This is a genomic window from Streptomyces sp. PL-29 (assembly GCF_058344425.1).
The window spans coordinates 3,979,097-4,000,211 of record NZ_CP136996.1; the positions used below are offsets into that span (position 1 = coordinate 3,979,097).

At 72.0% G+C, this 21,115-nt stretch carries 21 protein-coding genes; 8 read left to right on the forward strand and 13 right to left on the reverse strand.

Features of this window, described 5'->3' with window-relative positions; all coding sequences use genetic code 11:
- Position 1 precedes the first annotated feature (1 nt).
- The 3 genes from R4Z63_RS18275 (at position 2) to R4Z63_RS18285 (ending at position 1,379) form a co-directional block, all read left to right on the forward strand.
- Entirely contained in the window at positions 2-301 is a 300-nt protein-coding gene (locus tag R4Z63_RS18275; RefSeq protein ID WP_384446250.1) for an RNase A-like domain-containing protein, read from the forward strand.
- A gap of 18 nt (positions 302-319) precedes the next feature.
- Complete coding sequence (locus R4Z63_RS18280) at positions 320-970, forward strand: contact-dependent growth inhibition system immunity protein (protein ID WP_384446396.1); 651 nt, start codon at positions 320-322, stop codon at positions 968-970.
- A 136-nt stretch (positions 971-1,106) separates the two neighbouring features.
- On the forward strand, positions 1,107-1,379 hold the full coding sequence (locus R4Z63_RS18285) for a DUF1876 domain-containing protein (protein WP_030851867.1): 273 nt from the start codon (positions 1,107-1,109) through the stop codon (positions 1,377-1,379).
- A 47-nt stretch (positions 1,380-1,426) separates the two neighbouring features.
- Here R4Z63_RS18285 and R4Z63_RS18290 read toward each other — a convergent pair whose 3' ends face one another.
- Complete coding sequence (locus tag R4Z63_RS18290) at positions 1,427-2,182, reverse strand: ABC transporter permease (RefSeq protein WP_384446253.1); 756 nt, start codon at positions 2,180-2,182, stop codon at positions 1,427-1,429.
- Positions 2,179-3,114: an ABC transporter ATP-binding protein gene (locus tag R4Z63_RS18295; RefSeq protein WP_384446255.1), complete on the reverse strand. Its 936-nt coding sequence runs from the start codon at positions 3,112-3,114 to the stop codon at positions 2,179-2,181. The genes R4Z63_RS18290 and R4Z63_RS18295 overlap by 4 nt, the downstream gene beginning before the upstream one ends.
- Positions 3,115-3,218: 104 nt before the next feature.
- Between R4Z63_RS18295 and R4Z63_RS18300 the strand changes: the two genes are divergently transcribed.
- On the forward strand, positions 3,219-3,995 hold the full coding sequence (locus R4Z63_RS18300) for a TetR/AcrR family transcriptional regulator (RefSeq protein WP_384446257.1): 777 nt from the start codon (positions 3,219-3,221) through the stop codon (positions 3,993-3,995).
- 186 nt (positions 3,996-4,181) lie between these two features.
- Here the strand turns inward: R4Z63_RS18300 and R4Z63_RS18305 are convergent, their stop codons facing one another.
- The 3 genes from R4Z63_RS18305 to argS form a co-directional block, all read right to left on the reverse strand.
- Positions 4,182-5,909 carry a stealth family protein gene (locus tag R4Z63_RS18305; protein WP_384446259.1) on the reverse strand — a complete coding sequence of 576 codons (1,728 nt, stop codon included), beginning with the start codon at positions 5,907-5,909 and terminating at the stop codon, positions 4,182-4,184.
- Positions 5,910-6,162: 253 nt separating this feature from the next.
- Positions 6,163-6,960: a VOC family protein gene (locus R4Z63_RS18310; protein WP_384446398.1), complete on the reverse strand. Its 798-nt coding sequence runs from the start codon at positions 6,958-6,960 to the stop codon at positions 6,163-6,165.
- Positions 6,961-7,141: 181 nt separating this feature from the next.
- Entirely contained in the window at positions 7,142-8,905 is a 1,764-nt protein-coding gene (gene argS, locus R4Z63_RS18315; protein ID WP_384446261.1) for an arginine--tRNA ligase, read from the reverse strand.
- A gap of 189 nt (positions 8,906-9,094) precedes the next feature.
- Between argS and lysS the strand changes: the two genes are divergently transcribed.
- Positions 9,095-10,834, forward strand: a complete 1,740-nt coding sequence (gene lysS / locus R4Z63_RS18320; RefSeq protein ID WP_037918699.1) for a lysine--tRNA ligase — start codon at positions 9,095-9,097, stop codon at positions 10,832-10,834.
- A gap of 94 nt (positions 10,835-10,928) precedes the next feature.
- Here lysS and R4Z63_RS18325 read toward each other — a convergent pair whose 3' ends face one another.
- The 3 genes from R4Z63_RS18325 to R4Z63_RS18335 all read right to left on the reverse strand — a co-directional run bounded on the left by R4Z63_RS18325 (position 10,929) and on the right by R4Z63_RS18335 (position 14,289).
- Positions 10,929-12,392 carry a DUF2637 domain-containing protein gene (locus R4Z63_RS18325; protein ID WP_384446264.1) on the reverse strand — a complete coding sequence of 488 codons (1,464 nt, stop codon included), beginning with the start codon at positions 12,390-12,392 and terminating at the stop codon, positions 10,929-10,931.
- A gap of 125 nt (positions 12,393-12,517) precedes the next feature.
- Entirely contained in the window at positions 12,518-13,279 is a 762-nt protein-coding gene (locus tag R4Z63_RS18330; RefSeq protein WP_384446266.1) for a DUF3558 domain-containing protein, read from the reverse strand.
- 110 nt (positions 13,280-13,389) lie between these two features.
- Positions 13,390-14,289 (reverse strand): DUF3558 domain-containing protein, encoded by a 900-nt coding sequence (locus R4Z63_RS18335; RefSeq protein ID WP_384446268.1) that lies wholly within the window; start codon positions 14,287-14,289, stop codon positions 13,390-13,392.
- A gap of 191 nt (positions 14,290-14,480) precedes the next feature.
- Between R4Z63_RS18335 and R4Z63_RS18340 the strand changes: the two genes are divergently transcribed.
- Complete coding sequence (locus R4Z63_RS18340; RefSeq protein ID WP_384446270.1) at positions 14,481-15,674, forward strand: RtcB family protein; 1,194 nt, start codon at positions 14,481-14,483, stop codon at positions 15,672-15,674.
- Positions 15,675-15,814: 140 nt separating this feature from the next.
- Here R4Z63_RS18340 and R4Z63_RS18345 read toward each other — a convergent pair whose 3' ends face one another.
- Together R4Z63_RS18345 and R4Z63_RS18350 are read right to left on the reverse strand one after the other, a co-directional pair.
- The gene (locus R4Z63_RS18345; protein WP_037918709.1) at positions 15,815-16,579 is read right to left on the reverse strand and encodes an SDR family NAD(P)-dependent oxidoreductase; all 765 of its coding nucleotides are present in this window, start codon (positions 16,577-16,579) and stop codon (positions 15,815-15,817) included.
- A gap of 62 nt (positions 16,580-16,641) precedes the next feature.
- Complete coding sequence (locus tag R4Z63_RS18350) at positions 16,642-16,977, reverse strand: YnfA family protein (RefSeq protein ID WP_384446272.1); 336 nt, start codon at positions 16,975-16,977, stop codon at positions 16,642-16,644.
- A gap of 116 nt (positions 16,978-17,093) precedes the next feature.
- Here R4Z63_RS18350 and R4Z63_RS18355 point away from each other — a divergent pair, with 116 nt between their 5' ends.
- The gene (locus R4Z63_RS18355) at positions 17,094-17,579 is read left to right on the forward strand and encodes a hypothetical protein (protein ID WP_236647532.1); all 486 of its coding nucleotides are present in this window, start codon (positions 17,094-17,096) and stop codon (positions 17,577-17,579) included.
- A 92-nt stretch (positions 17,580-17,671) separates the two neighbouring features.
- Here the strand turns inward: R4Z63_RS18355 and R4Z63_RS18360 are convergent, their stop codons facing one another.
- Entirely contained in the window at positions 17,672-18,400 is a 729-nt protein-coding gene (locus R4Z63_RS18360) for a Mut7-C RNAse domain-containing protein (RefSeq protein ID WP_037918716.1), read from the reverse strand.
- Between the two features lie 42 nt (positions 18,401-18,442).
- Positions 18,443-18,859 carry a winged helix-turn-helix transcriptional regulator gene (locus R4Z63_RS18365; protein WP_384446275.1) on the reverse strand — a complete coding sequence of 139 codons (417 nt, stop codon included), beginning with the start codon at positions 18,857-18,859 and terminating at the stop codon, positions 18,443-18,445.
- A gap of 162 nt (positions 18,860-19,021) precedes the next feature.
- Here R4Z63_RS18365 and R4Z63_RS18370 point away from each other — a divergent pair, with 162 nt between their 5' ends.
- A complete protein-coding gene (locus R4Z63_RS18370) occupies positions 19,022-19,918 on the forward strand; it encodes an NADP-dependent oxidoreductase (RefSeq protein WP_384446400.1) in 897 nt (298 codons plus the stop codon).
- A 245-nt stretch (positions 19,919-20,163) separates the two neighbouring features.
- Here the strand turns inward: R4Z63_RS18370 and R4Z63_RS18375 are convergent, their stop codons facing one another.
- Positions 20,164-21,027: a LysR family transcriptional regulator gene (locus tag R4Z63_RS18375; protein WP_384446277.1), complete on the reverse strand. Its 864-nt coding sequence runs from the start codon at positions 21,025-21,027 to the stop codon at positions 20,164-20,166.
- Between the last annotated feature and the right edge of the window lie 88 nt (positions 21,028-21,115).

The following is a 21,115-nucleotide window of genomic DNA, read 5'->3' on the forward strand; positions in this document are numbered from 1 at the left end:
GATGCTGACCCGATCCGCCACCTACCCCGACCGGGAGACCGCACAGTGGGCCACCCAGCAGGTGGTGATCGCCAATGAGCAGGTCATCCACCGCTGGCTCGCCCAGGGAACGCGGGCCCGGCTCACCATCGAGGCCGCCTGGCCGTCCCGTGAGGAGCCCGTCGGGCGGGTGCAGTTGGAGGCGATGCTCCTCGCCGGGCAGGGGCCTGTCGACGTCCGTGCCGCCCGCGTCGTCCTGCGTCGCGAGCCGGACAGCCCGTACGGATTCGTCGTCCAGACCACCGTCCCGTTCTACCTGTAGAGGCAACCGACCGTGCCCATGAAGCCCCTCGAACACGACCGGCGCTACGGCGAGCTCGATCAGGTCATGCGTGCCTACCTCGGCCGGCAGGGGGAGGACACGGCCGAGCGTCGCAGCCCTGCGTTGGACGCCTATCTGCGCCACACCTGGCACACCCGCCCCTGGGCCATCGCGGAGGCGGAACGCCAGCTGCGTGAGTACAGCCGGAATCCTCCGGGGCGCCTGCGGATCGACCTCGGTGAGTTCTACGCAGTCCCCGACGTCGGGATTCCGCAGGCCGCGATCGGGGACTGGCTGCTCGTGCTCGCCGACCACCTCAAGCAGAGCGTCGAGGACGGCGAGGTGCCACCGCCGATGGCCCCGCAGACGCACTGGGAGTGGCATGCGAGGTTCCCGGAGACCGCCCAGCTCCTGGGCGGCTGGTTCTCGCAGGACATCGTCGACGAATTCCCCGATCACGAGGCTGCGGTCGCGGACTACGCCGCCACCACCGACCCGCAGCTCGTCGCCCGTCTTGTCGGCGAGCTCCACGAGCTGATCGCCCTCCCGATGGACGAGGGGGACTACGCCCTGGCCGCTGCGGAACTCGGCATGGAGGTCAACCCGCCCGAGCCGTTCTCGTACGGGGCGTGGTTCCAGTCGGTCGCGACAAGCCTGGCCAGCGGCTGACCCGCCCCATACGCGCTTCCCCACGCCCTGCCTCGCCTCGCGCCCCCCGCCCCGTCGGCCCGGTGTGGTTCCGGTCGCGTCCGTCGGGGCGCAGGCGCACCCTGGAGGCAAGGGTGACCCCTGGAGGTGATGCACCATGGCCACGCTCGTCGGGTGGCATGTGGAGCTCGAATTCACCGAGGAGGGCCACCGCACCAGTGCGGCGGCCCTGGTACGGCTCGGGGACGGCTCCGAGATCAGGGCGCGGGGCTATGCCTTGCGCCACCCCTCCGACCCGGAGCAGATGAGGGTCGGGGAAGAGATCGCGGGCGCTCGTGCGCTCATGGATCTCTCGCAGCAGCTGTTGCAGAAGGCCCACTCGGAGATCGACGAGGCGACGGGCCGTCATTCCTACCCGCTCAACCGCTGAGCGGCGGGCGGACCGCCGGCCCGCTGAGGGGCTCCTGCCGGAGCCGCTCAGCGGGTCCTGCTGCGGAAGAGGGCGGCCGCCAGGGCCATGGCCACGGCCGTGATGCCCGCGCACCAGGTCAGGGCCGTCCAGGGGGCGCTTCCGGCGGGCTGCGCGAGGAGCAGTGCGCGCAGGGATTCGATCACCGGGGTGAGCGGTTGGTGCCCGGCGAAACCGTGCAGCCAACCGGGCATGGTCTCGATCGGCACGAAGGCGCTGGACGGGTAGGGCAGGAACATCATCAGGAAGGTGAAGCCGCCCGCCGCCTCCGGCGTCCTGGCGAGCAGCCCGAGGGTGGCGGCCAGCCACGAGATCGCCGTGATGTACGCCAGCAGCAGGCCCGCCGCGGCGAGGAAGGCGGCCGGGCCGGCCTGGGGGCGGAAGCCGATGGCGAGGGCGACGGCGAGGACGAGGGCGGTGGAAAGCAGGTTGCGCAGGACGGAGGCGGCGACGTGTCCGGCGAGGATGGGGATGCCGCCGATGTCGAGGGTGCGGAAGCGGTCGATGACGCCGGTGCGCAGGTCGTCGGCGACGCTGACGGCGGTGGAGGCCGCGCCGAAGCCCGCGCAGAGCAGCATGGCGCCGGGGACCACGTACGTCACGTACTCCGTGCCGGTGTCGATGGCTCCGCCGAAGAAGTAGACGAAGATCAGCATCAGCATCACGGGCAGCATCAGGGCGGCGATCAGCGCGTCCGGGCTGCGGCGGCTGATGCGCAGGCTGCGGCCGGACAGGGCGAGGGCGCTCACGGGTGCGGCGGTCATCGGTCGGCTCCCGTCAGGGTGAGGAACACGTCGTCGAGGGTGGCGGTGCGGACGGCGAAGCGGTCCACGGCGGTGCGGTCCGGGTCGAGTTCGTCGAGCAGGGCGCGGACGTGGGCGGCGCTCCCGTCGGTGGCGACGCCGAGGGTGAGGTCCTCGGGTGCGAGGTGGACGGCGCGCGGGGCCAGGGCCTCGTAGGCGTCCTGTGTGGTGAGGGTGAGCTCCAGCCGGTGGCCCGCGACGCGTGCCTTGAGCTCGGCGGGGGCTCCCTCGGCGGCTATCCGGCCGTCGGCGAGGACGGCGACGCGGTCGGCGAGCCGGTCCGCCTCCTCCAGGTACTGGGTGGTGAGCAGCACGGTCGTGCCGTCGGCGCGCAGTTCCCGTACGAGTTCCCACAGGTCCTGGCGGCTGCGCGGATCGAGGCCGGTGGTCGGCTCGTCGAGGAAGAGCACCTCGGGGCGGGAGACGAGGCTGGCGGCGAGGTCGAGGCGGCGTCGCATGCCGCCCGAGTACGTCCTGGCCGTGCGTGCGGCGGAGTCGGCGAGACCGAACCGGGCGAGGAGTTCGTCGGCGCGGGCGCGGGCGGCGCGCGGGGTGAGTCCGCTCAGGCGGCCCATCATGCGCAGCGTCTCGGCGCCGGTCTGGAGCTCGTCGACGGCCGCGAACTGTCCGGTGAGGCTGATGCGTTCGCGGACGCGGGCCTGCTGGGAGGCGGTGTCGTGCCCGGCGACGCGGGCGGTTCCGGCGTCGGGCGCGGTGAGGGTGGCGAGGATTCGGACGGTGGTGGTCTTCCCGGCGCCGTTGCGGCCGAGGAGGGCGAGGACGCTGCCGCGGGGGACGGCGAGGTCGATGCCGTCGAGGACGCGGACGCCGCCGTAGGACTTGGTCAGGCCGGTGGCGTGGATCCCGAGGGTGCCGGAGGCGTGTGGGGTCATGCGGGATGCTGCTCCCTTCGCGAACGCTTCTGCGTATGCCTTACGCTTTTCTGCGTAAGTAATACACAGAACTAGGATGGGGGTCAATCGAGGAGTGGGCGGTCATGGCGGACGAGGACGACGAAGGCACCGGTACCGGGCTTCCGGCGAGTCTGGAAATGGCCTGGGGCCTGCGCGAACGGCCCGGGAAAGGCCCGCGCCCCACGCTCACGCTGCCGCGCATCGTGGAGAAGGCCGTGGCGCTGGCCGCGGGTGAGGGGATGGACGCCGTCTCCATGGGCCGGGTGGCCAAGGAGTTGGGCGTCTCGACGATGTCCCTCTACCGGTACGTCACGGCGAAGGAGGAGCTGCACATCCTGATGTCGGACGCGGGCGTCGGCACCCCGCCGGCACTGCCGCCGGAGGCGGAGGGGTGGGGGTGGCGCCGACTGCTGACCGAGTGGGCGTACGCGCAGCGGGCCGTCCTGATGGCCAACTCCTGGATCCTGCGCATCCCGATCACCGGGGCGCCGGTCAGCCCGAACCAACTGGCCTGGATGGAGCGCGGACTGGCGGCGATGGCCGACGCGGACCTGACCGAGAGCGAGAAGATCTCGACGATCATCCTGATCGGCGGTCTGGTCCGCAACGAGGCGACGATGGCCGCGGACATGAGGGACGCCATCGTGAAGTCCGGCGTCGCGCCGGACCAGGTCATGGGCCAGTACCTGCGCACGCTGCGGCTGATGACGGGCTCGGACAGCCACCCGGCCGTGACGCGCCTGCTGGAATCGGACGCATTCACGGGCTCGGACGAGCCGGACTTCCAGTTCCGCTTCGGCCTGGACCGGATCCTGGACGGACTGGCGGCGCTGGTGGCGGAGCGGGCGAGCGGGGCCTGAGAGGCGGGGCGGCGTCCCGGATCGCCGCGCGGCGGGTCAGCGGGGCGGCCGGCGGGTCGCTCCGGTCAACGGGGTGTACGGCAGCGGCCGTACGGGGCCCGCGTCGGCCGGGCTCGGACGGCTGGGCCCGCGTCGGCAAGGTCCGCGCCGACCCGGTCCGCATCGGACAAGCCTGCGCCGACCGGGTCAGGCCCTCTCGTACGGCGAGGGAACCGGGAAGTACGCCTCCAGGAAGGCCGTGACGACCCGCTGCTGTTCGAGAGCCGTGACGGTGGTGCTCTCGTCGTCGGCCAGGCAGAACGCATCCGGCCATCGGTCCCGCACCAGATCGGGCAGTCGCTCGATCTCGTCAGCGCGGCCGGTGGAGACGTACGCGTGGGAGAGTTCGCCCGTGACGGCCCGGCCGTCCGCCAGACCCAGGTGGGACGCGAGGGTGACCGGGGCGACGTCGGTGGCGCTGCGGAAGACCGAGCGGCTGGTGGCCGAGAGCAGACCGGGCAGCGTGTCCTCGACGTGGCCGAAGAGGGACCGGCTGAGCGGGTAGGGCGTGTGGGCCAGGATGTGCGGGTACGTGCGGCCGACGGCCTCCTCGACCGCCTGCCGGGTGGTCTTCTGCGAGGCGGTGAACACGTCGTCCGTGCCGTCCGGCGGACCCGGCGGCACGGCCCGCGAGTCGTGGAACACCTTGGGCAGCCCGGAAGGCAGGAAGTAGTTCTGGGGCTGCTGCGGGCGGCCCAGGAAGATGTCGTCGTTGAAGTAGAGGAAATGCTCGGAGAGGCCGGGTACGCGGTGCAACCGGCTCTCGATGGCATGCGAATTGAACACCGACCGGTGGTCGCCCTCGGCGAAGAGGGCAGCATGGTCGACGACGGTGATCCCGGGGTGGTCGACGGCCAGCCACGACGGGACCTGGTGGTCGGTGATCAGGAAGACGCGGCGGATCCAGGGCGCGTAGGCGGCGATGGAGCGCAGGCAGTAGCGGAGTTCGCCGCGGTCGCGGTAGCGGTGCTCGGCGTGGTCGACACCGGATCGTGCGCCGTCGTCCGTGCCGGCCGCCGCCGCGTCCCGGCGGCTTCTCCAGGCGGGGTCCGAGGCGTCCACCCAGGTGATCACCGCGTCGACGGGGAAGTCGATGTCGTGCGGGAACCGGCGGTCCAGATCGTCGATCACCGGATAGTCGCGGCTGCCCACCTTGCGTGTGGCGGTCGCCGTCAGAGACGGGAGCCACCATCCGTAGGGGCATTCGCGCAGGGCCGCGACACCCCCGGAACCGGAATCGGAGGGATCCCAGAACTCCAGGTCGCAGCCGTGGTCGGGGCCGTAGTAGAGGGTGCGGCCGGAGGTCACGGCAGGCATGAACAGCCGGACTCCCCTGACCGGCGGGTGCTGGTTCCCGTCGGCCGGACCGCCGGTCTGCGGGTGTGCGGCCTCCTTGGCCGCGACCGCGTCCGGCAGCGACTCGGCCAGGACCTCGCCGAGTTCCCCGCCGTCGCCCAGCAACTGCGCGTACACCGGCAGGCCCGCGCACGCGTGGGCCCAGGCCTTGAGCGCGGCATCGCGGTCACCCGGGGCGATCGCGACCCGGTGGGCCGGGCCGCCGTCGGGAACGAGCCCGTACGCGACGCCGCCCGCCTCCAGCGCCTCCGCGGCGATGCGCAGATTGGCCTCCCGTACGTCGGGCGGCAGCAGGTCGTCACGGACGTGGGCCAGTCGCCCGCGATACCGGATCACTCCGGGCAGGGCCTCCAGCAGTTCGTCCTCGCGGGACCTGGACGGCTCCCGGGGACCTGCCGCGGCGATGCGTTCCCGTTGCGACGCGGCGGGCTGCCGGCCCACCAGCGCAGGGCGGCGCAGGGCGGCGCGGGCGACGCGGCGAACGCCGGCCGGAAGCGGGATGCGGGAAAGGCCGCCCATCCTGTCGTCACCTCTCGAAGACCGCGTCGTTCCGGCCTACTGCCGGATTCACTCGAACTTTCCCTGCCGTTTGCCCGCCGCGCAAGCCCCGATGGTGTTGGTCACACGCCCCGACGGAGATCTCGTGCCCCCGCCCCGCGGCCGGACGGCCGCGAAAGTCCTCGGAGGGCGGGTGCCGGATCGCCCCCCGACCCTCGCGATCAGCCGGGGGGCTCGCGCTCGGGGTGACCGGGAACCGGTCAGGCCGACCGGGTCAGGAGGGCTGCCCCGGGGCCGTCGCCCTGATCACCGAGAAGGTGCCGCCCTGGGGGTCGGAGAGGACGGCCATGCGGCCCGCCGCCATGTCGAAGGCCGGGGCCATGACGCTCCCTCCGGCGCGCACCACCGCGGCCTGGATCTCGTCGACGTCGTCGACGTGGAAGTACGGCTGCCAGTGCGGCGGCACGCCGGGCGGCAGCTGGCTCAGGTCCATCATCCCGCCGACCGCGCGGTCGCCGACCTTGAACTCGGTGTACTCCTCGGCGCCGGGCATCTGGGACTTGGCCGTGGTGACGGGGAGGACCGCGGTGTAGAAGGCCGCCGCGGCGGGGATGTCGCCGGTGCTCAGCTCGCTCCAGATCAGGGCGCCGTGCTCGTTGACGATGCCCGCGCCGTCGAAGGTGCCGGCCTGCCACAGGCCGACTGCGGCGCCCGTCGGGTCGGAGATCAGGGCCATCCGCCCGAGGTCCATGACGTCCGTCGCGCCCATCATGACCGAACCGCCCGCGTCGGTGACCGACGTGAGGGTGGAGTCGAGGGAGTCGGTGGCCAGGTACGTGGTCCACGCGGTCGGCGGCATCGGGTCGGGCACGGTCCCGTCCGGGTTGGACGCCTTCATGATGCCGGCGACGGGCTTGCCCTTGAGGAGGCAGACGGAGTATCCGCCCTGCTCGGCCGGCCCGACCTCGCCCTGCCAGCCGAAGAGGTTGCAGTAGAAGTCGAGGGCCGCCTGCTGGTCGGGGACCATCAGGTCGATCCAGCACGGGGTGCCGGGTTTGTAGGGGCCGTTCACATCGGGCACGGATGCCTCCGCTGGTGGTTGGGGCAGGACGCGCCGTCCCCTACCCGGCCCCTGCCGCCCGAATCGGCCCGTTCGGGTGACGGCCGAGCCCCGGGACGGCTCGGCCGGCGGCAACGCGACGGCCCCCGGCGCGGGGATGCGCCGGGGGCCGTCGTGGAGACCGGGAGCCGTGTCAGAGCTTCTCGGGGGTGCGGATGCCCAGCAGGGACATGCCCTTGTTCAGGGTGCGGGCCGTCAGCTCGCACAGGAACAGACGGTTCTCGACCTGCTGCGCCGTGTCCGCCTTGAGGACCGGGCACTCTGAGTAGAACGACGTGAACAGCGACGCCAGCTGGTACAGGTACGCCGCCAGCTTGTGCGGGGCGTGCTCCGCCGCCGCCTCCGCGATCAGCTCGCCGAAGCCGTCCAGGTGCAGGCCCAGCGCGCGCTCGGTCGGGGCCAGCGCCACCTCGGGGTGGGCGACCGGCCGGGTGTCGCCCGCCTTGCGCAGGATCGACCGGATACGGGCGTACGCGTACTGCAGGTACACGGACGTGTCGCCGTTCAGCGAGACCATCTGGTCCAGGTCGAACTTGTAGTCCCGGGAGGCGGACGTCGACAGGTCGGCGTACTTCACCGCCCCGATGCCCACCTGGGCGCCGCGCTCGGCGATCTCGGCCTCGGTGAGGTCCTGGGCCTTCTCGCGGACCACGGCGGAGGCGCGGTCGATCGCCTCGTCCAGCAGGTCCACCAGCCGGACCGTCTCGCCCTCACGGGTCTTGAACGGCTTGCCGTCCTTGCCGAGGACGGTGCCGAAGGCCAGCTGCACGGCCTTGACGTCGTCGTTCAGCCAGCCCGCCCGGCGCGCCGTCTCGAAGACCATCTTGAAGTGCAGCGACTGCCGCGCGTCGACCACGTAGATCAGCTCGGTCGCGCCGAGGTTGGCCACGCGGTCGCGGATCGCCGACAGGTCGGTGGCCGCGTAGCCGAAGCCGCCGTCCGACTTCTGCACGATCAGCGGCGTCGGGTTGCCGTCCGGGCCCTTGACGTCGTCGAAGAACACGCACAGCGCACCGTTGGAGCGGACCGCGACGCCCGACTCCTCCAGCAGCTTGCAAGTCTCCGTCAGCATGTCGTTGTAGCCGGACTCGCCGACCACGTCCGGGTCCTGGATGTCCATGTCCAGCTTGTTGAAGACCGAGTAGAAGTAGATCTTCGACTCGTCCACGAACCGCTGCCACAGGGCGAGGGTCTCCGGCTCGCCGGCCTGGAGGTCGACCACCCGTGCCCGGGCCCGCGTCTTGAACTCCTCGTCGGAGTCGAAGAGCGCGCGCGAGGCCTTGTACAGGCGGTTGAGGTTCGACATGGCCTCCTCGCCGGAGGCCTCGCCCTCCCCGCCCTTGTGGTCGAGCTCGTGCGGGTGCTCCAGCAGGTACTGGATCAGCATGCCGAACTGGGTGCCCCAGTCGCCGATGTGGTGGCGGCGGACCACCTTCTCGCCCGTGAACTCCAGGATCTCCACCATCGCCGCGCCGATCACGGCGGACCGCAGGTGCCCGACGTGCATCTCCTTGGCGACGTTCGGCTGCGCGTAGTCGATCACCGTGGTGCCGGCGGAGGCGTTCAGCGGCACGCCGAGCCGGTCGTCCGCGGCACGTGCGGCGAGGGTCTTGACGATCGCCTCGTCCGAGACGGTGATGTTGAGGAAGCCGGGGCCCGAGACCTCGATCTCGTTGATCAGGTCACCCGTGGGGATGGCCTCGACCACGGTCGTCGCCAGCTCGCGCGGGTTGGCCTTGGCCTTCTTCGCGAGCGCCAGGATGCCGTTGGCCTGGAAGTCGGCCCGGTCGCTTCGTCGCAGCATGGGGTCGGCCGCACCGGCCTCCGGCAGGGCGGAGGCGAGGGCGTCCGAGACGCGCTGTTCGACGGAGGAAGCGAGGGAAGGGACCGAGGCCATGAGCTGCCGTTCCTGTGAGGTTGTGCCCGAGTGGGTCTTGGGCGTTCCGACAAGTGCCGAGTATCCCACGCGGAGCCCGTCCCCTTCTCGGTATAAGGGCCGCGTATCAGCAGGCGGAAGCAACCCCGGAGCGGCCCCTTCCGTCTGGGAGAATGGCCGAAGCCAGCATTCGAGATAGAAGGACGTGTCGTGGCTCAGAGCGCGCAGAGCAGCACCGAGACCGACTGGGTCTCCCGTTTCGCGGACGATGTCATCGCCGAGGCGGAGCGCCGAGCCCCCGGCAAAGCCGTCGTCGTCGCGTCCGGGCTCTCCCCGTCCGGCCCGGTCCACCTGGGCAACCTCCGCGAGGTCATGACCCCGCACCTGGTCGCCGACGAGATCCGCCGCCGCGGCCGCGAAGTCCGCCACCTCATCTCCTGGGACGACTACGACCGCTTCCGCAAGGTCCCCAAGGGCATCCCCGGCGTCACCGAGGAGTCGCACGCCCAGCACATCGGGCGCCCGCTGACCGCCGTCCCCGCCCCGGAGGGCTCCGCGTACCCGAACTGGGCCGAGCACTTCAAGGCCGCCATGGCCGAGTCGCTGGCCGAGCTCGGCGTCGAGTACGACCCGATCAGCCAGACCGAGCAGTACACCACCGGCGCCTACCGCGAGCAGATCCTGCACGCGATGAAGCACCGCGGCGACATCGACGCCGTCCTCGCCCAGTACCGCACCAAGGCCAAGCCGGGCGGCAAGAAGCCCCAGCAGAAGCAGGTCGACGAGGCCGAGCTGGAGGCCGCCGAGGGCTCCGGCGCGGCCGCCGAGGACGACGGCAGCGCCGGCGAGGGCGGGTACTTCCCGTACAAGCCGTACTGCGGCCGGTGCGGCAAGGACTTCACCAAGGTCACCTCGTACGACGACGAGACGACCGAGATGACCTACGTCTGCACCGAGGACGAGTTCACCGAGACGGTCAAGCTCAGCGAGTTCAACCGCGGCAAGCTCGTCTGGAAGGTCGACTGGCCGATGCGCTGGGCCTACGAGGGCGTGGTCTTCGAGCCCTCCGGCGTCGACCACTCCTCGCCCGGCTCCTCGTTCCAGGTCGGCGGCCAGATCGTCCACATCTTCGGCGGCGAGCAGCCGATCGGCCCGATGTACGCCTTCGTCGGCATCAGCGGCATGGCCAAGATGTCCTCCAGCAAGGGCGGGGTCTTCACCCCCGGCGACGCCCTGCAGATCATGGAGCCGCAGCTCCTCCGCTGGCTCTACGCCCGCCGCCGGCCCAACCAGTCCTTCAAGATCGCCTTCGACCAGGAGATCCAGCGCCTCTACGACGAGTGGGACAAGCTGGAGGCCAAGGTCGCCGACGGCACCGTCCTGCCGGCCGACGCCGCCGCGCACGCCCGCGCCGCCCGCGTCGCCTCCCACGAGCTGCCGCGCACCCCGCGCCCGATGCCGTACCGCACCCTCGCGTCAGTCGTCGACATCACCGCCGGACACGACGAGCAGACCCTGCGCATCCTCTCCGACCTGGAGCCGGACAAGCCGCTCACCTCGCTCGACGAGGTACGGCCGCGCCTGGACCGCGCCGAGAACTGGATCACCACGCAGGTCCCGGCCGACCAGCGGACCCTCGTGCGCGAGGACGCCGACACCGAGCTGCTGTCCTCCCTGGACGACGACGGCCGCGAGTCCCTGCGCCTGCTCCTGGAAGGCCTCGACGCGCACTGGTCGCTCGACGGGCTCACCACGCTCGTCTACGGCGTCCCGAAGGTCATGGCCGGGCTGGAGCCCGACGCCAAGCCGACCCCCGAGCTCAAGGTCGCGCAGCGCACCTTCTTCGCCCTCCTCTACCGGCTCCTGGTGACCCGGGAGACCGGGCCGCGTCTGCCCACGCTGCTGCTGGCCGTGGGCGCGGACCGGGTGCGCAAGCTGCTCGCCGTCTGAGATCCCGCACGGGCTGGGCCCGGATACGCGCAAGGGCCCGTACCCTCCTCCGACCGAGGAGGGTACGGGCCCTTGTGCGCGCCGCGAGACAGCCTCAGGCGATGTGCTCGTTCTCCAGCTCCCGCTGGTAGCGCAGCTTCAGCTGGGGGAAGATCTTGCGGATCAGCGAGCCGCTGCGCGGGTGGACCACCCCGTAGCGGTCGGCCAGCAGTATGTCGAGCTGCTCGGCGGTCAGCACCTCGCCGCTCTCCACCAGGTGGGTGCGGAAGACCTCGTACGCCGCCTCCGCGAACTTCTCCGCGTCCCCGTCGGCCTCGGCCCCGGGCTCGGCTCCCGCTTCGGCTCCTGCTTCGGCTCCGGCCTCGGCGGCCGGGTCCGCCTCCGCGCGGGGACCCGGCACGGCCGCCTGCACCTGCTGCTCGTCGGGACCCATCGGGGGCAGGACCGGCGTCGGCTCCAGGCCCTCGACGTACTGCGGGTTGTAGCCGCCCTCGTACGCGGCCTGCGGTGCCTTCGGCCCGGCGAACCAGGCGCTGTTGTGGGCCGCGGGCATCGCCGTCGGGTCCACCGCGAACGCCGGCGGGATCTGGGCGGCCGCCGCGGGCACCACCTGGGGACCCTGGGCCTGGGCCGGGGCCTGGGCCTGGGCCTGGGCCTGGGCGTGGGCCTGGGCCTGGACCGCTGCCGCTGCCGGGGCGTGCTGGATCTGGGCCTGATGGAGTTGGGCCTGCTGGAGTTGGGCGTGCTCGGTCCGGTGCGCCTCCTGGTCCGGGCCGACCTCCCCGTCCGACTGCGGAGCGCCCGTCAACGGGGCCTCCAGGGCCGGAGCCGCCCCGGCGGTCTGCTGCGCCGGCGGAGGCAGTACCGCCGGGTCGATCCCGGTCGCCGCCAGGGCGTCCGGCGCCGTCTGCGAGAGCGGTACACCGATCCGGGCCAGCTTCAGCGGCATCAGCGCCTCCACCGGTGCCTTCTGCCGCCAGAAGCGCCCGTACCGCGCCTGCATCCGGGCCTGGTAGATCAGCCGGTCCTGCTCCATGCCGATCGCCTGCTCGTAGGAACGCAGCTCCCACAGCTTCATCCGGCGCCACAGTTTGAACGTCGGCACCGGCGACAGCAGCCACCGCGTGATGCGCACGCCCTCCATGTGCCGGTCCGCCGTGATGTCGGCGATCCGCCCCACCGCGTGCCGGGCGGCCTCCACCGTCACCACGAACAGGATCGGGATCACCGCGTGCATGCCGACACCGAGCGGATCCGGCCACGAGGCCGCGCCGTTGAACGCGATCGTCGCCGCCGTCAGCAGCCACGCCGTCTGGCGCAGCAGGGGGAAGGGGATCCGCAGCCAGGTCAGCAGCAGGTCCAGCGCCAGGAGGACGCAGATACCGGCGTCGATCCCTATCGGGAACACCAGGGAGAAGCTGCCGAAGCCCTTCTTCTCCGCGAGCTCGCGGACCGCGGCGTACGAGCCCGCGAAACCTATGCCCGCGATGACGACGGCTCCGGCGACGACGACACCGATGAGTATGCGGTGCGTACGAGTCAGCTGCATCGCGGCCACCCGCGATCCCCTCCCCTTGTCGAGCACAAACCGGGCGCTTACCGAGCCCTTACAGAGCTGCGGCAGGCACAGCGTACGGGTGACTGGAAGTCAGCGCTCCAGGAGGCCCTGACCAGCCACCGCTCCTACTGGGGCTGAGGGGACTGCGGCTGCTCCTCGGGCTTGTTGGCGCCCGCGACGGAGCCCACTGCCTCCTTCGCCGCGGTGATCGCGTCCTGGAGGAGCTTCGCCCGGTCCGGGGCGCCGGCACCTTCGTAGGCCGCGCCGTTGTAGTCGAGGGTGACGACGACGTTCTGGGTGCGCGCCACGATCGTCGTGTTGAAGAAGTCGACGTCCTTCTTCACCGAGTAGACGACCGACGTGCCCTGGTCGCCCAGGCCCTCCACGGCCTCGGCCTTCACCTCCTGCGCACCCTCGGTGGACTTCGCCGCCTCGACCTGCTTGCCGTACTGCTCCTCGGCGCGCTTGTTGGCGCTGCCGAGCGAGGCGTGCGAGTCGGTGCGGAAGAAGGAGAGCGACAGCCAGCGGTACTGGGAGCCCTTGAGGCCGTCCTCGTCCAGACCGTTCCAGGAGCAGCTGGCCCGGGTGGCGAGGTCGTTCGACGTGGTCGCCGTGCCGTTCTTGTCCTTCGCCTCCGGGACGAGCGAGTCGATCGTCCCCGTCTGGAGCGCCTTGCAGGGCTCCGGGAGCGTGGCGAAGGCGGCCTTCTCCAGCTCCGGCGTGGGCTTCTTCTCGCCGGGCTTCGCGGAAGCGGACGAACCGGACTTCTTGTCGCCCTTGTCGGCCGCATCCTTCCCCGAGTCGGACGAACACCCGGCCACGGTGAGGATCACCGGGACGGCTGCGCAGGCGAGAACGCGGGTGAGGCGCGAGGCTGATCGGTGCATGGTTCCTTCAGTGCTTCGGGTACTTCTTCGGACGCGGGACCGTCAACGGTAGCCCGATCGGGTGCCGCACTGCTGTGCGCGCCGTCACGCGGGCGTGTGGCGCGCACCGCTCACTCGTTGAACCGCTCGGCGAGTGCCTCCGCCAACTGCCTTGCCTTGTCCTGGGTTTCGCCGCTCGGCGGGACGATGCCGGGCAGGGCCGGCTGCACGCTGTACTCGATCTTGACGATGACGTTCGAGGTACGGAACACAATCCGCACGGTGCGCGACTGTGCGGCCGTGGCCCCGGCGGCGCTCAGCTTGTCGTCCAGGAAGGCCTCGGTGCCGAGGTCCTCCAGGATGCGGGAGCCGAGCTCGGGCTGGGTGGACGGGCTGGCGCCGGGGGTCGGCGTCCCCGCGGCCGGAGCCCCGTCCGACGGCGCCGCACCGGCGGGCGGCGCGGCGGGCGGGGGTGCGGAGGCGGCCGGGTCGCCGGGGTTGGCGGGGTTGGCCGGGCTGCCGGAGTTGGCGGCGCCCGGGCCGGGTGTCGTGACCGGGCCGGGGAAGGGCAGGTGCGCGTCGGTGAGCAGGCGTACGTAGACCTGCTTCGCCTTGTCGTCGTCACTGGCGGCGCCGCGGTCGTAGGAGACGACGCGCTCGAAGCCGACCGACAGCAGCCTGGTCTCTTCGGGGGTCTGCGCGGTCCAGCGGCAGCCGACGTGCCGGTCGCCGTCGTAGGAGGCGTCGGCGACACCGGCGTACACCTGCTCGCGCTGTTCGGGGGTGAGGCTGTCCGGCGCCGGGAGCATGGCCTTGAGCTTCTTGCTGTCGGCGCCCGCCTTGCAGGGCGCGGGCAGGCTGCGGTACTTCCCCGGCTGGGCGGGCGCGGCGGAGCTGCCGCCGGCCTTGGAGTCGCTGGTGCTTCCGCCGTCGCTCCCGCCGCTGCACCCGGTCAGACCGGCCGCACCGGCCGCGAGCGCGGTGAGCATCGCGAGGCCGGGCAGGACTCGCCGTACCGCTGTGCGCTGCACGTCCACTGGCTCCCTTCGACCGGCGGGACCCCCGACAGTCAGGAAAATGCGTTGCCGCGGCTTGGGCGCGGCTGGACACAATGTCTATCGCACACGCTGGTGCTGGCGCCGGTCCCCTGTCGTATTCGGGATCAAGAGCGAGGCTTTTGCGGATTCTCACCTTTCTGTTGGTTTCGGGGGATTGATTCTTTATGTCGTACGTAGAGGTACCGGGGGCGCAGGTCCCGATCCGGATGTGGACCGACCCGGCGTCGGTCGAGCCGGGGGCGATGCAGCAGCTCCACAACGTCGCCACGCTTCCGTGGATCAAGGGTCTGGCCGTCATGCCGGACGTCCACTACGGCAAGGGGGCCACCGTCGGCTCGGTGATCGCGATGAAGGACGCGGTCTGTCCGGCCGCGGTGGGCGTGGACATCGGCTGCGGCATGTCGGCGGTGAAAACCTCCCTGACGGCAAACGACCTCCCGGGTGACCTCTCCAAGCTCCGCTCGAAGATCGAGCAGGCGATCCCGGTGGGCGTGGGAATGCACAAGGAGGCCGTGGACCCGTCGCGGCTGTACGGCTTCTCGGTGCAGGGGTACGAGGATCTGTGGAAGCGGTTCGACTGGCTCACCGATGCGGTCAAGCCGCGCCGGGAACGCGCCGCGAAGCAGATCGGGACGCTCGGAAGCGGAAACCACTTCATCGAGTTCTGCCTGGACGAGCAGGGCTCGGTCTGGCTGATGCTGCACTCCGGCTCCCGGAACATCGGGAACGAGCTCGCCGCGCACCACATCGGCGTCGCCCGCGGGCTCTCCCACAACCAGAACCTCGTCGACCGGGACCTGGCGGTCTTCCTCGCGGCCACGCAGGAGATGGAGGCGTACCGCAACGACCTCTTCTGGGCGCAGGAGTACGCGAAGCTGAACCGCGCGGCGATGATGAGCCTGTTCAAGGAGGTCGTCCGCAAGGAGTTCCGCAAGGCCCGGGTCTCCTTCGACCGAGAGATCAGCTGCCACCACAACTACGTGGCGGAAGAGCGGTACGACGGCATGGACCTGCTGGTCACCCGCAAGGGCGCGATCCGCGCCGGCAGTGGTGACTACGGGATCATCCCCGGCTCGATGGGCACGGGTTCGTACATCGTGAAGGGGCTCGGCAACGAGAAGGCCTTCAACTCGGCCTCGCACGGAGCGGGCCGGAAGATGAGCCGTACCGCGGCGAAGAAGAAGTTCTCGGCGCGCGACCTGGTGGAGCAGACGAAGGGCGTCGAGTGCCGCAAGGACTCGGGCGTGGTGGACGAGATCCCGGGCGCGTACAAGTCGATCGAGCAGGTCATCGATCAGCAGACCGACCTCGTCCAGGTCGTGGCCAAGCTCAAGCAGGTCATCTGCGTCAAGGGCTGAGGCCCGGGCGCCGCTGTCGGGGGAACGGAGGGGCCCGGACCGATCGGGATCGGTCGGGGCCCCTCCGTACGGTGTCGGGCTTCAGTCGGTGCGCCGACGCCGGCAGCCCTGATGGCGCGCCCGAGGAGCGCCGGAGTCGGCTAGAGCTCGCGGTGGACCTTCGTGTTCGAGGCCTGGGCCCGGGGGCGGACCACCAGGAGGTCGATGTTGACGTGGCTGGGGCGGGTCACCGCCCAGGTGATGGTGTCGGCGACGTCGTCGGCGGTCAGCGGTTCGGCGACGCCCGCGTAGACCTTCTCCGCCTTCTCCGTGTCGCCGCGGAACCGGGTCTTCGCGAACTCCTCCGTCCGGACCATGCCGGGGGCGATCTCGATGACGCGCACGGGCTGGCCGACGATCTCCAGGCGGAGCGTCTCGGCGAGGACGCGGGCGCCGTTCTTGGCGGCGACGTAGCCCGCGCCGCCCTCGTACGTGGCGTGGCCGGCGGTGGAGGAGAGGACCACGACGGTGCCGTCGCCGGAGGCGGTGAGGGCGGGGAGCAGCGCCTGGGTGACGTGGAGCGTCCCGATGACGTTGACCTCGTACATGGTGCGCCAGTCGGCGGGGTCGCCGGTGGCGACGGGCTCGGCGCCGATGGCGCCGCCCGCGTTGTTGACGAGTACGTCGCAGCGTTCGAGGGAGGCGGCGAGGGCGTCGACGGCGGCGCGGTCGGTGACGTCGAGGGCGTGCGCGGTGGCGGAGTGTCCGGCCTCGGCGAGCTCGGCGGCGAGGGCCTCGATGCGGTCCTTGCGGCGGGCGGTGAGGACGACGTGGTAGCCGGCGGCGGCGAGTTGCCGGGCCGTGGCCGCGCCGATGCCGCTGCTCGCGCCGGTCACTACGGCGGTTCGGGTGGCGGCCGTGCTCATGTGCGGGCTCCTCGGTCGTTCGTACGGGCGACTACCCGCCAGCATAGGCGGGGCCGGGCGGCTCAGCGGCCGCGCGGGGCGTACATGATCACGGCCATTCCGAAGAGGCAGACGAGGGCGCCGGCGATGTCCCAGCGGTCGGGGCGGTAGCCGTCGGCGACGGCACCCCAGGCGAGGGAGCCGGCGACGAAGACCCCGCCGTAGGCGGCGAGGACCCGGGCGAAGTCGCCCTGGGGCTGGAGGGTGGCGACGAAGCCGTAGAGGCCGAGGGCGATCACCCCGGCTCCGATCCAGGTCCAGCCTCGGTGCTCGCGCACGCCCTGCCAGACGAGCCAGGCGCCGCCGATCTCCAGGAGCGCGGCGAGGGAGAAGAGGGCTGCGGAGCGGGCGATCAGCATGGCTCAAAAGTACGCGGTGCGGATGGGGGTGGGCGCGCCCTCATTCGTGTGATGGTCCGACATGTCGGGGTCGGTGGGGGGCTAGCCTCCGCGCGAGACGTGAGGAGGTGGTGGCGGTGCGCCGTGTCGCCGTACGGAGTGTGGTGGTGGCGGGGTTGTTGGCGCTCGGGGCGGGTGTGCCCGGGCCGTCGCAGGCTTGGGGAGCGGGGTGGGCGGGGCCGGAGGCCGATGTCTCGTACCACGGCCGGGTGGCCCTGTCCGGGGACCGGCTTCGGGTCTGGCTGGTTCCGGAGAACGACGGGCCTGCGGCGCTGCCGAACGCGACGCTGCGGGTGCGGCTGTCGGCCGACCTGGCCGACCGGCAGCGGCTGGCGGAGGGTTGTGTGCGGGCCGGCCTGCGGGAGGTGTTGTGCGAGACGGGGCCGTTGCCGCTGCACGGGCGCGGCCGGCACGTGGGGCTGGTGCTGGAGCTGCGGGAGCGCATGCCGGAGGTGGTGGTGCGGGTGGACACGTGGTGGAACGGCGGTGCGACCGACCGGAACCGCGCGAACAACGAGCCGGCGGTGCTGGCCCTGGACACGGGCGACGCCTACGCCTTCTAGGGCCGCTGCGGCCCCGGGGCCTGCTCTGCCCCGGGTCTGCTCCGGGTATGGGCAGGCCATGCCCCAGGGGCTGGTCTGCTTCCCGCGCTCCGTCAGGCGGTGCCGAACTCGACGAGTGCCTCGTCGACGATCCGCTCCAGGCGGGCGTGGTGGGCGCCGCGCCAGTACACGCGCTCGCACGCGGAGCACTGCGCGAAGACGTCGTAGGAGCGGTGCGTGCCGTGCTCCAGGCGGTCGCCGACGCTCTCCTTGTCGGCCTCGTGGAGCGGCCCGTTGCAGGCGGTGCAGCGGGTCCACGGGGCCAGGGCGGGGGCGAAGCGGCCGAGGACGTCGCGCAGTTGCTCGTCGGGGTTGTCGCTGTAGACGTACGCTCCGGCGAAGATCTCGCGGCGGCGGAGCAGGCCGCGGTCGCGGGAGAGCAGGACGCGCCGTTCGGCGGCGGAGCGGGTGGCCAGGGCGGGGTCGCCGATGTCCTCGTTCTCGTACGCGGCGTCGACGCCGAGCAGGCGCAGCCGGCGGGCGAGCGTGCCGAGGTGGACGTCGAGGAGGAAGCGGAGCGGGGCGCCGGGCACCTCCTGGGGGCGCACGACCCCGCACACCTCGACGATCTGGCCGTCCTGGGGCACGTAGGAGACGGGAACCTCGCGGCCGTCGACGAGGAGGCGGCCGACCTCGGTGAGCGGGACCCCGGCGGATTCGACGACGTGGCCGAGGCTGGAGGCGCCATCGGTCGCGGTCGGTACGCGGTCCGCGCGCCGGCTGGGCGGGGCGAAGAGGCGCAGTTCGGGGGCGAGGGTGAGCTGAATGCCGGGTCCGTTCACCCTGTCAGCATGCCATTGCGGGGTGCGTGGCCGCGGCTGATTTCAGGAGGCTGCGGAGGCCCGGTCGTAGGCGTCGCGGTGGGCGTTGACCTCGTCGAAGTTGGTCTCGGCCCAGAGCTTCACGGAGGAGAGCAGCAAGCCGAGGCTGCTGCCCAGGTCGGTGAGCCGATAGTCGACGCGGACGGGGACGGTGGGCGTGACGTGGCGGGTGACGAGGCCGTCGCGTTCGAGGGAGCGCAGGGTCTGGGTGAGCATCTTCTGGCTGACCCCGGGGATCTTGCGGCCGAGGTCGCTGTAGCGCAGGGAGCGGTCGTCGGTCTCGCCGAGGGCGCAGACGATGAGGCCGACCCACTTGTCGCTGATCCGGGCCAGGAGCTGGCTGGTGGGGCATTCCTTGAGGAAGGCGTCGTAGGCGAATCGGGCTTCCTCGCGGCGGGCCGCGGCGGTACTGGTGGCCATGGGCACCCACTTCCGGGTCGGGTACGCACCTTCGAGTGCGTACTTACGGAAAGAGAGTACCTCTCCCTAGGTTAGTGGCCATCGGAACAAGCGAAGGCGACGGAAGCGGGGAGAACGATGAACGAGCGGACGATGAGCGCATCGACCATGGACGAGCGGACGATGCTGGCGGCCGTGGTGACCGGGTTCGGCGGCCCGGAGCGGGTCGAGCTGGCCGAGGTGCCGGTGCCGCGTCCGGAGGCGGGCCAGGTCAGGATCAAGGTCGCGGCCGCCGGGCTCAACCCGGTGGACGCAGGGGTCCGCACCGGGATCTTCGGCGGGGCCGGGCAGCGGATCGGCCTCGGCTGGGACGTCGTCGGGAAGATCGACGAGACCGGCCCGGGGGTGGCCGGCTGGAGCCGCGGCGACCGAGTGGTGGGCCTGCACCACGGCCCGGTGAAGCCGCTGGGCACGCACGCGGAGTACGCGGTGCTCGATGCCTCCGCCGTGGCCGCCGCGCCGGCCGCGGCGGACGACCCGGTCGCGGCCGCGCTGCCGCTGGCCGGCCTGACCGCCGCCCGCGCGGTGGACCAGCTGGGGCTCGCCCCCGGCTCCTCGGTGCTGGTCACCGGCGCCGCGGGGATGGTCGGAGGCCTGGCGGTGCAGCTCGCCGCGCGGGCCGGACTGGTGGTGACGGCCCTGGCGGGCCCGGGGGACGAGGAGCTCGTACGGTCGCTCGGCGCGGCCGCCTTCGTGCCGCGCGGCAGCGCTCCGGCCGGACCGGTGGACGGGGTCCTGGACGCGGCCGTCCTGGGCGGGGCCGCACTGGCCCTCGTCCGCGACGGCGGGGTCTACGTGGGCCTGATCCCGCACCACGCCCCGGCTGCGGAGCGCGGCATCCGGGTGGAGGAGCAGGAGGTCGCGGCGGACGGGGAACTGCTGGCCCGCCTGGTGTCCCTGGTCGAGGAGGGCGCGCTCACCCTGCGGGTCGCGGAGGTCTTCCCGCTCGCCGAGGCGGCGAAGGCGCACGACCTGCTCGCGACGCCCGGCGTGCGCGGCAGGATCGTCCTGACGCCGTGACGCCGTGACGCCGTGACGCCGTGACGCCGTGACGCCGTGACGCCGTGACGCCGTGACGCCGTGACGCCGTGACGCCGTGACGCCGTGACGCCGTGACGGGGGGCGTCGGGCCCATCCGGCCCCACCCGGCGCCAGCGGTGTCCCGGCTCAGGCGGTCCGGTCCCATCGGTCCGCTTCTCCGGCCCCCGCAGGCTCCGGTGGCGCCTGAGCCGTCCCGGGGGCTGACCGGTGGGGGTAGGACCTGGTCACAGCCGTGCGGCCGTGCGGACCAGGCCGGCCAGGGTGAGGGAGCGGGAGTGTGCGGGCCAGGCGATGTGGGTCACCACGGAAGGTGCGTCGGCCAAGGGGACGGCCGCGTGCTCGGCCCAGAGCCAGGAACGGGCGGAGTCGGGGACGACCGCGACGGTGCGTCCGAGGGCGATCAGCTGGGCCAGTTGCGTCTGGTTGTGGATCTCGGGGCCCGGGCCTGGCGCGTAGATGCCGCGGCTGGGCCAGCGGGCGAGCGGTAGACCGGGAACGTCCTCGACATCGGCCAGGGACAGGGTCTCGCGGGCGGCGAGGGGGTGCCCGGCCGGCAGAACGGCGACCTGCCCCTCGGTCGTCAGTGCCTCGCTGTCGAATCCGGCGAGGGAGTTCCACGGCGTGTGCATGAGCGCGACATCGGCGCGTCCGTCGCGCAGCAGCTCTTCCTGCTCGCAGAGGCCGCACGGCAGCACCTCGATCTCGGCACCGTCGGGCTCGGCCGCGTAGGCGTCGAGGAGTTTCCGCAGCAGTTCGTGGGACGCGGCGGCCTTCACCGCGAGGACCAGCCGACTGCGGGAGCCGCCGGGGCTGTCGGCACCACCGGCGCGCCGGGTGCGGCGAGCGGCGGCGGCGCTCGCGTCGAGGGCCGCCCGGCCCTCGTGCAGCAGCACCTCTCCGGCGCCGGTCAGGCAGACGCCGCGGCGGTTGCGCTCCAGCAGGCGGACCCCGAGACGTCGTTCGAGTTGCTGGATCGCCCGCGACAGCGGCGGCTGGGCCATGCCGAGGCGCTCGGCCGCGCGCCCGAAGTGCAGTTCCTCGGCGACGGCGACGAAGTACCTCAACTCGCGGGTCTCCAGCGTGTCCACGGCCGCAGCATACGTGGTGATACCCGGCAGGTATCACAGGGCACCGCATCGGTGTTGGCCGCGCTGTTCGTTCGAGGGCCACCATCAT

Excerpts from the sequence above, each read along its gene's own strand:
- R4Z63_RS18275 (WP_384446250.1), top strand. The coding sequence starts at position 2 with ATGCTGACCCGATCCGCCACCTACCCCGACCGGGAGACCGCACAGTGG.
- R4Z63_RS18340 (WP_384446270.1), top strand. The coding sequence starts at position 14,481 with ATGTCGTACGTAGAGGTACCGGGGGCGCAGGTCCCGATCCGGATGTGG.
- R4Z63_RS18330 (WP_384446266.1), bottom strand. The coding sequence starts at position 13,279 with ATGCACCGATCAGCCTCGCGCCTCACCCGCGTTCTCGCCTGCGCAGCC.
- R4Z63_RS18295 (WP_384446255.1), bottom strand. The coding sequence starts at position 3,114 with ATGACCCCACACGCCTCCGGCACCCTCGGGATCCACGCCACCGGCCTG.
- R4Z63_RS18345 (WP_037918709.1), bottom strand. The coding sequence starts at position 16,579 with ATGAGCACGGCCGCCACCCGAACCGCCGTAGTGACCGGCGCGAGCAGC.
- R4Z63_RS18280 (WP_384446396.1), top strand. The coding sequence starts at position 320 with ATGAAGCCCCTCGAACACGACCGGCGCTACGGCGAGCTCGATCAGGTC.
- R4Z63_RS18300 (WP_384446257.1), top strand. The coding sequence starts at position 3,219 with ATGGCGGACGAGGACGACGAAGGCACCGGTACCGGGCTTCCGGCGAGT.
- R4Z63_RS18350 (WP_384446272.1), bottom strand. The coding sequence starts at position 16,977 with ATGCTGATCGCCCGCTCCGCAGCCCTCTTCTCCCTCGCCGCGCTCCTG.
- R4Z63_RS18305 (WP_384446259.1), bottom strand. The coding sequence starts at position 5,909 with ATGGGCGGCCTTTCCCGCATCCCGCTTCCGGCCGGCGTTCGCCGCGTC.
- R4Z63_RS18285 (WP_030851867.1), top strand. The coding sequence starts at position 1,107 with ATGGCCACGCTCGTCGGGTGGCATGTGGAGCTCGAATTCACCGAGGAG.
- R4Z63_RS18290 (WP_384446253.1), bottom strand. The coding sequence starts at position 2,182 with ATGACCGCCGCACCCGTGAGCGCCCTCGCCCTGTCCGGCCGCAGCCTG.
- R4Z63_RS18365 (WP_384446275.1), bottom strand. The coding sequence starts at position 18,859 with ATGGCCACCAGTACCGCCGCGGCCCGCCGCGAGGAAGCCCGATTCGCC.
- R4Z63_RS18370 (WP_384446400.1), top strand. The coding sequence starts at position 19,022 with ATGCTGGCGGCCGTGGTGACCGGGTTCGGCGGCCCGGAGCGGGTCGAG.
- argS (WP_384446261.1), bottom strand. The coding sequence starts at position 8,905 with ATGGCCTCGGTCCCTTCCCTCGCTTCCTCCGTCGAACAGCGCGTCTCG.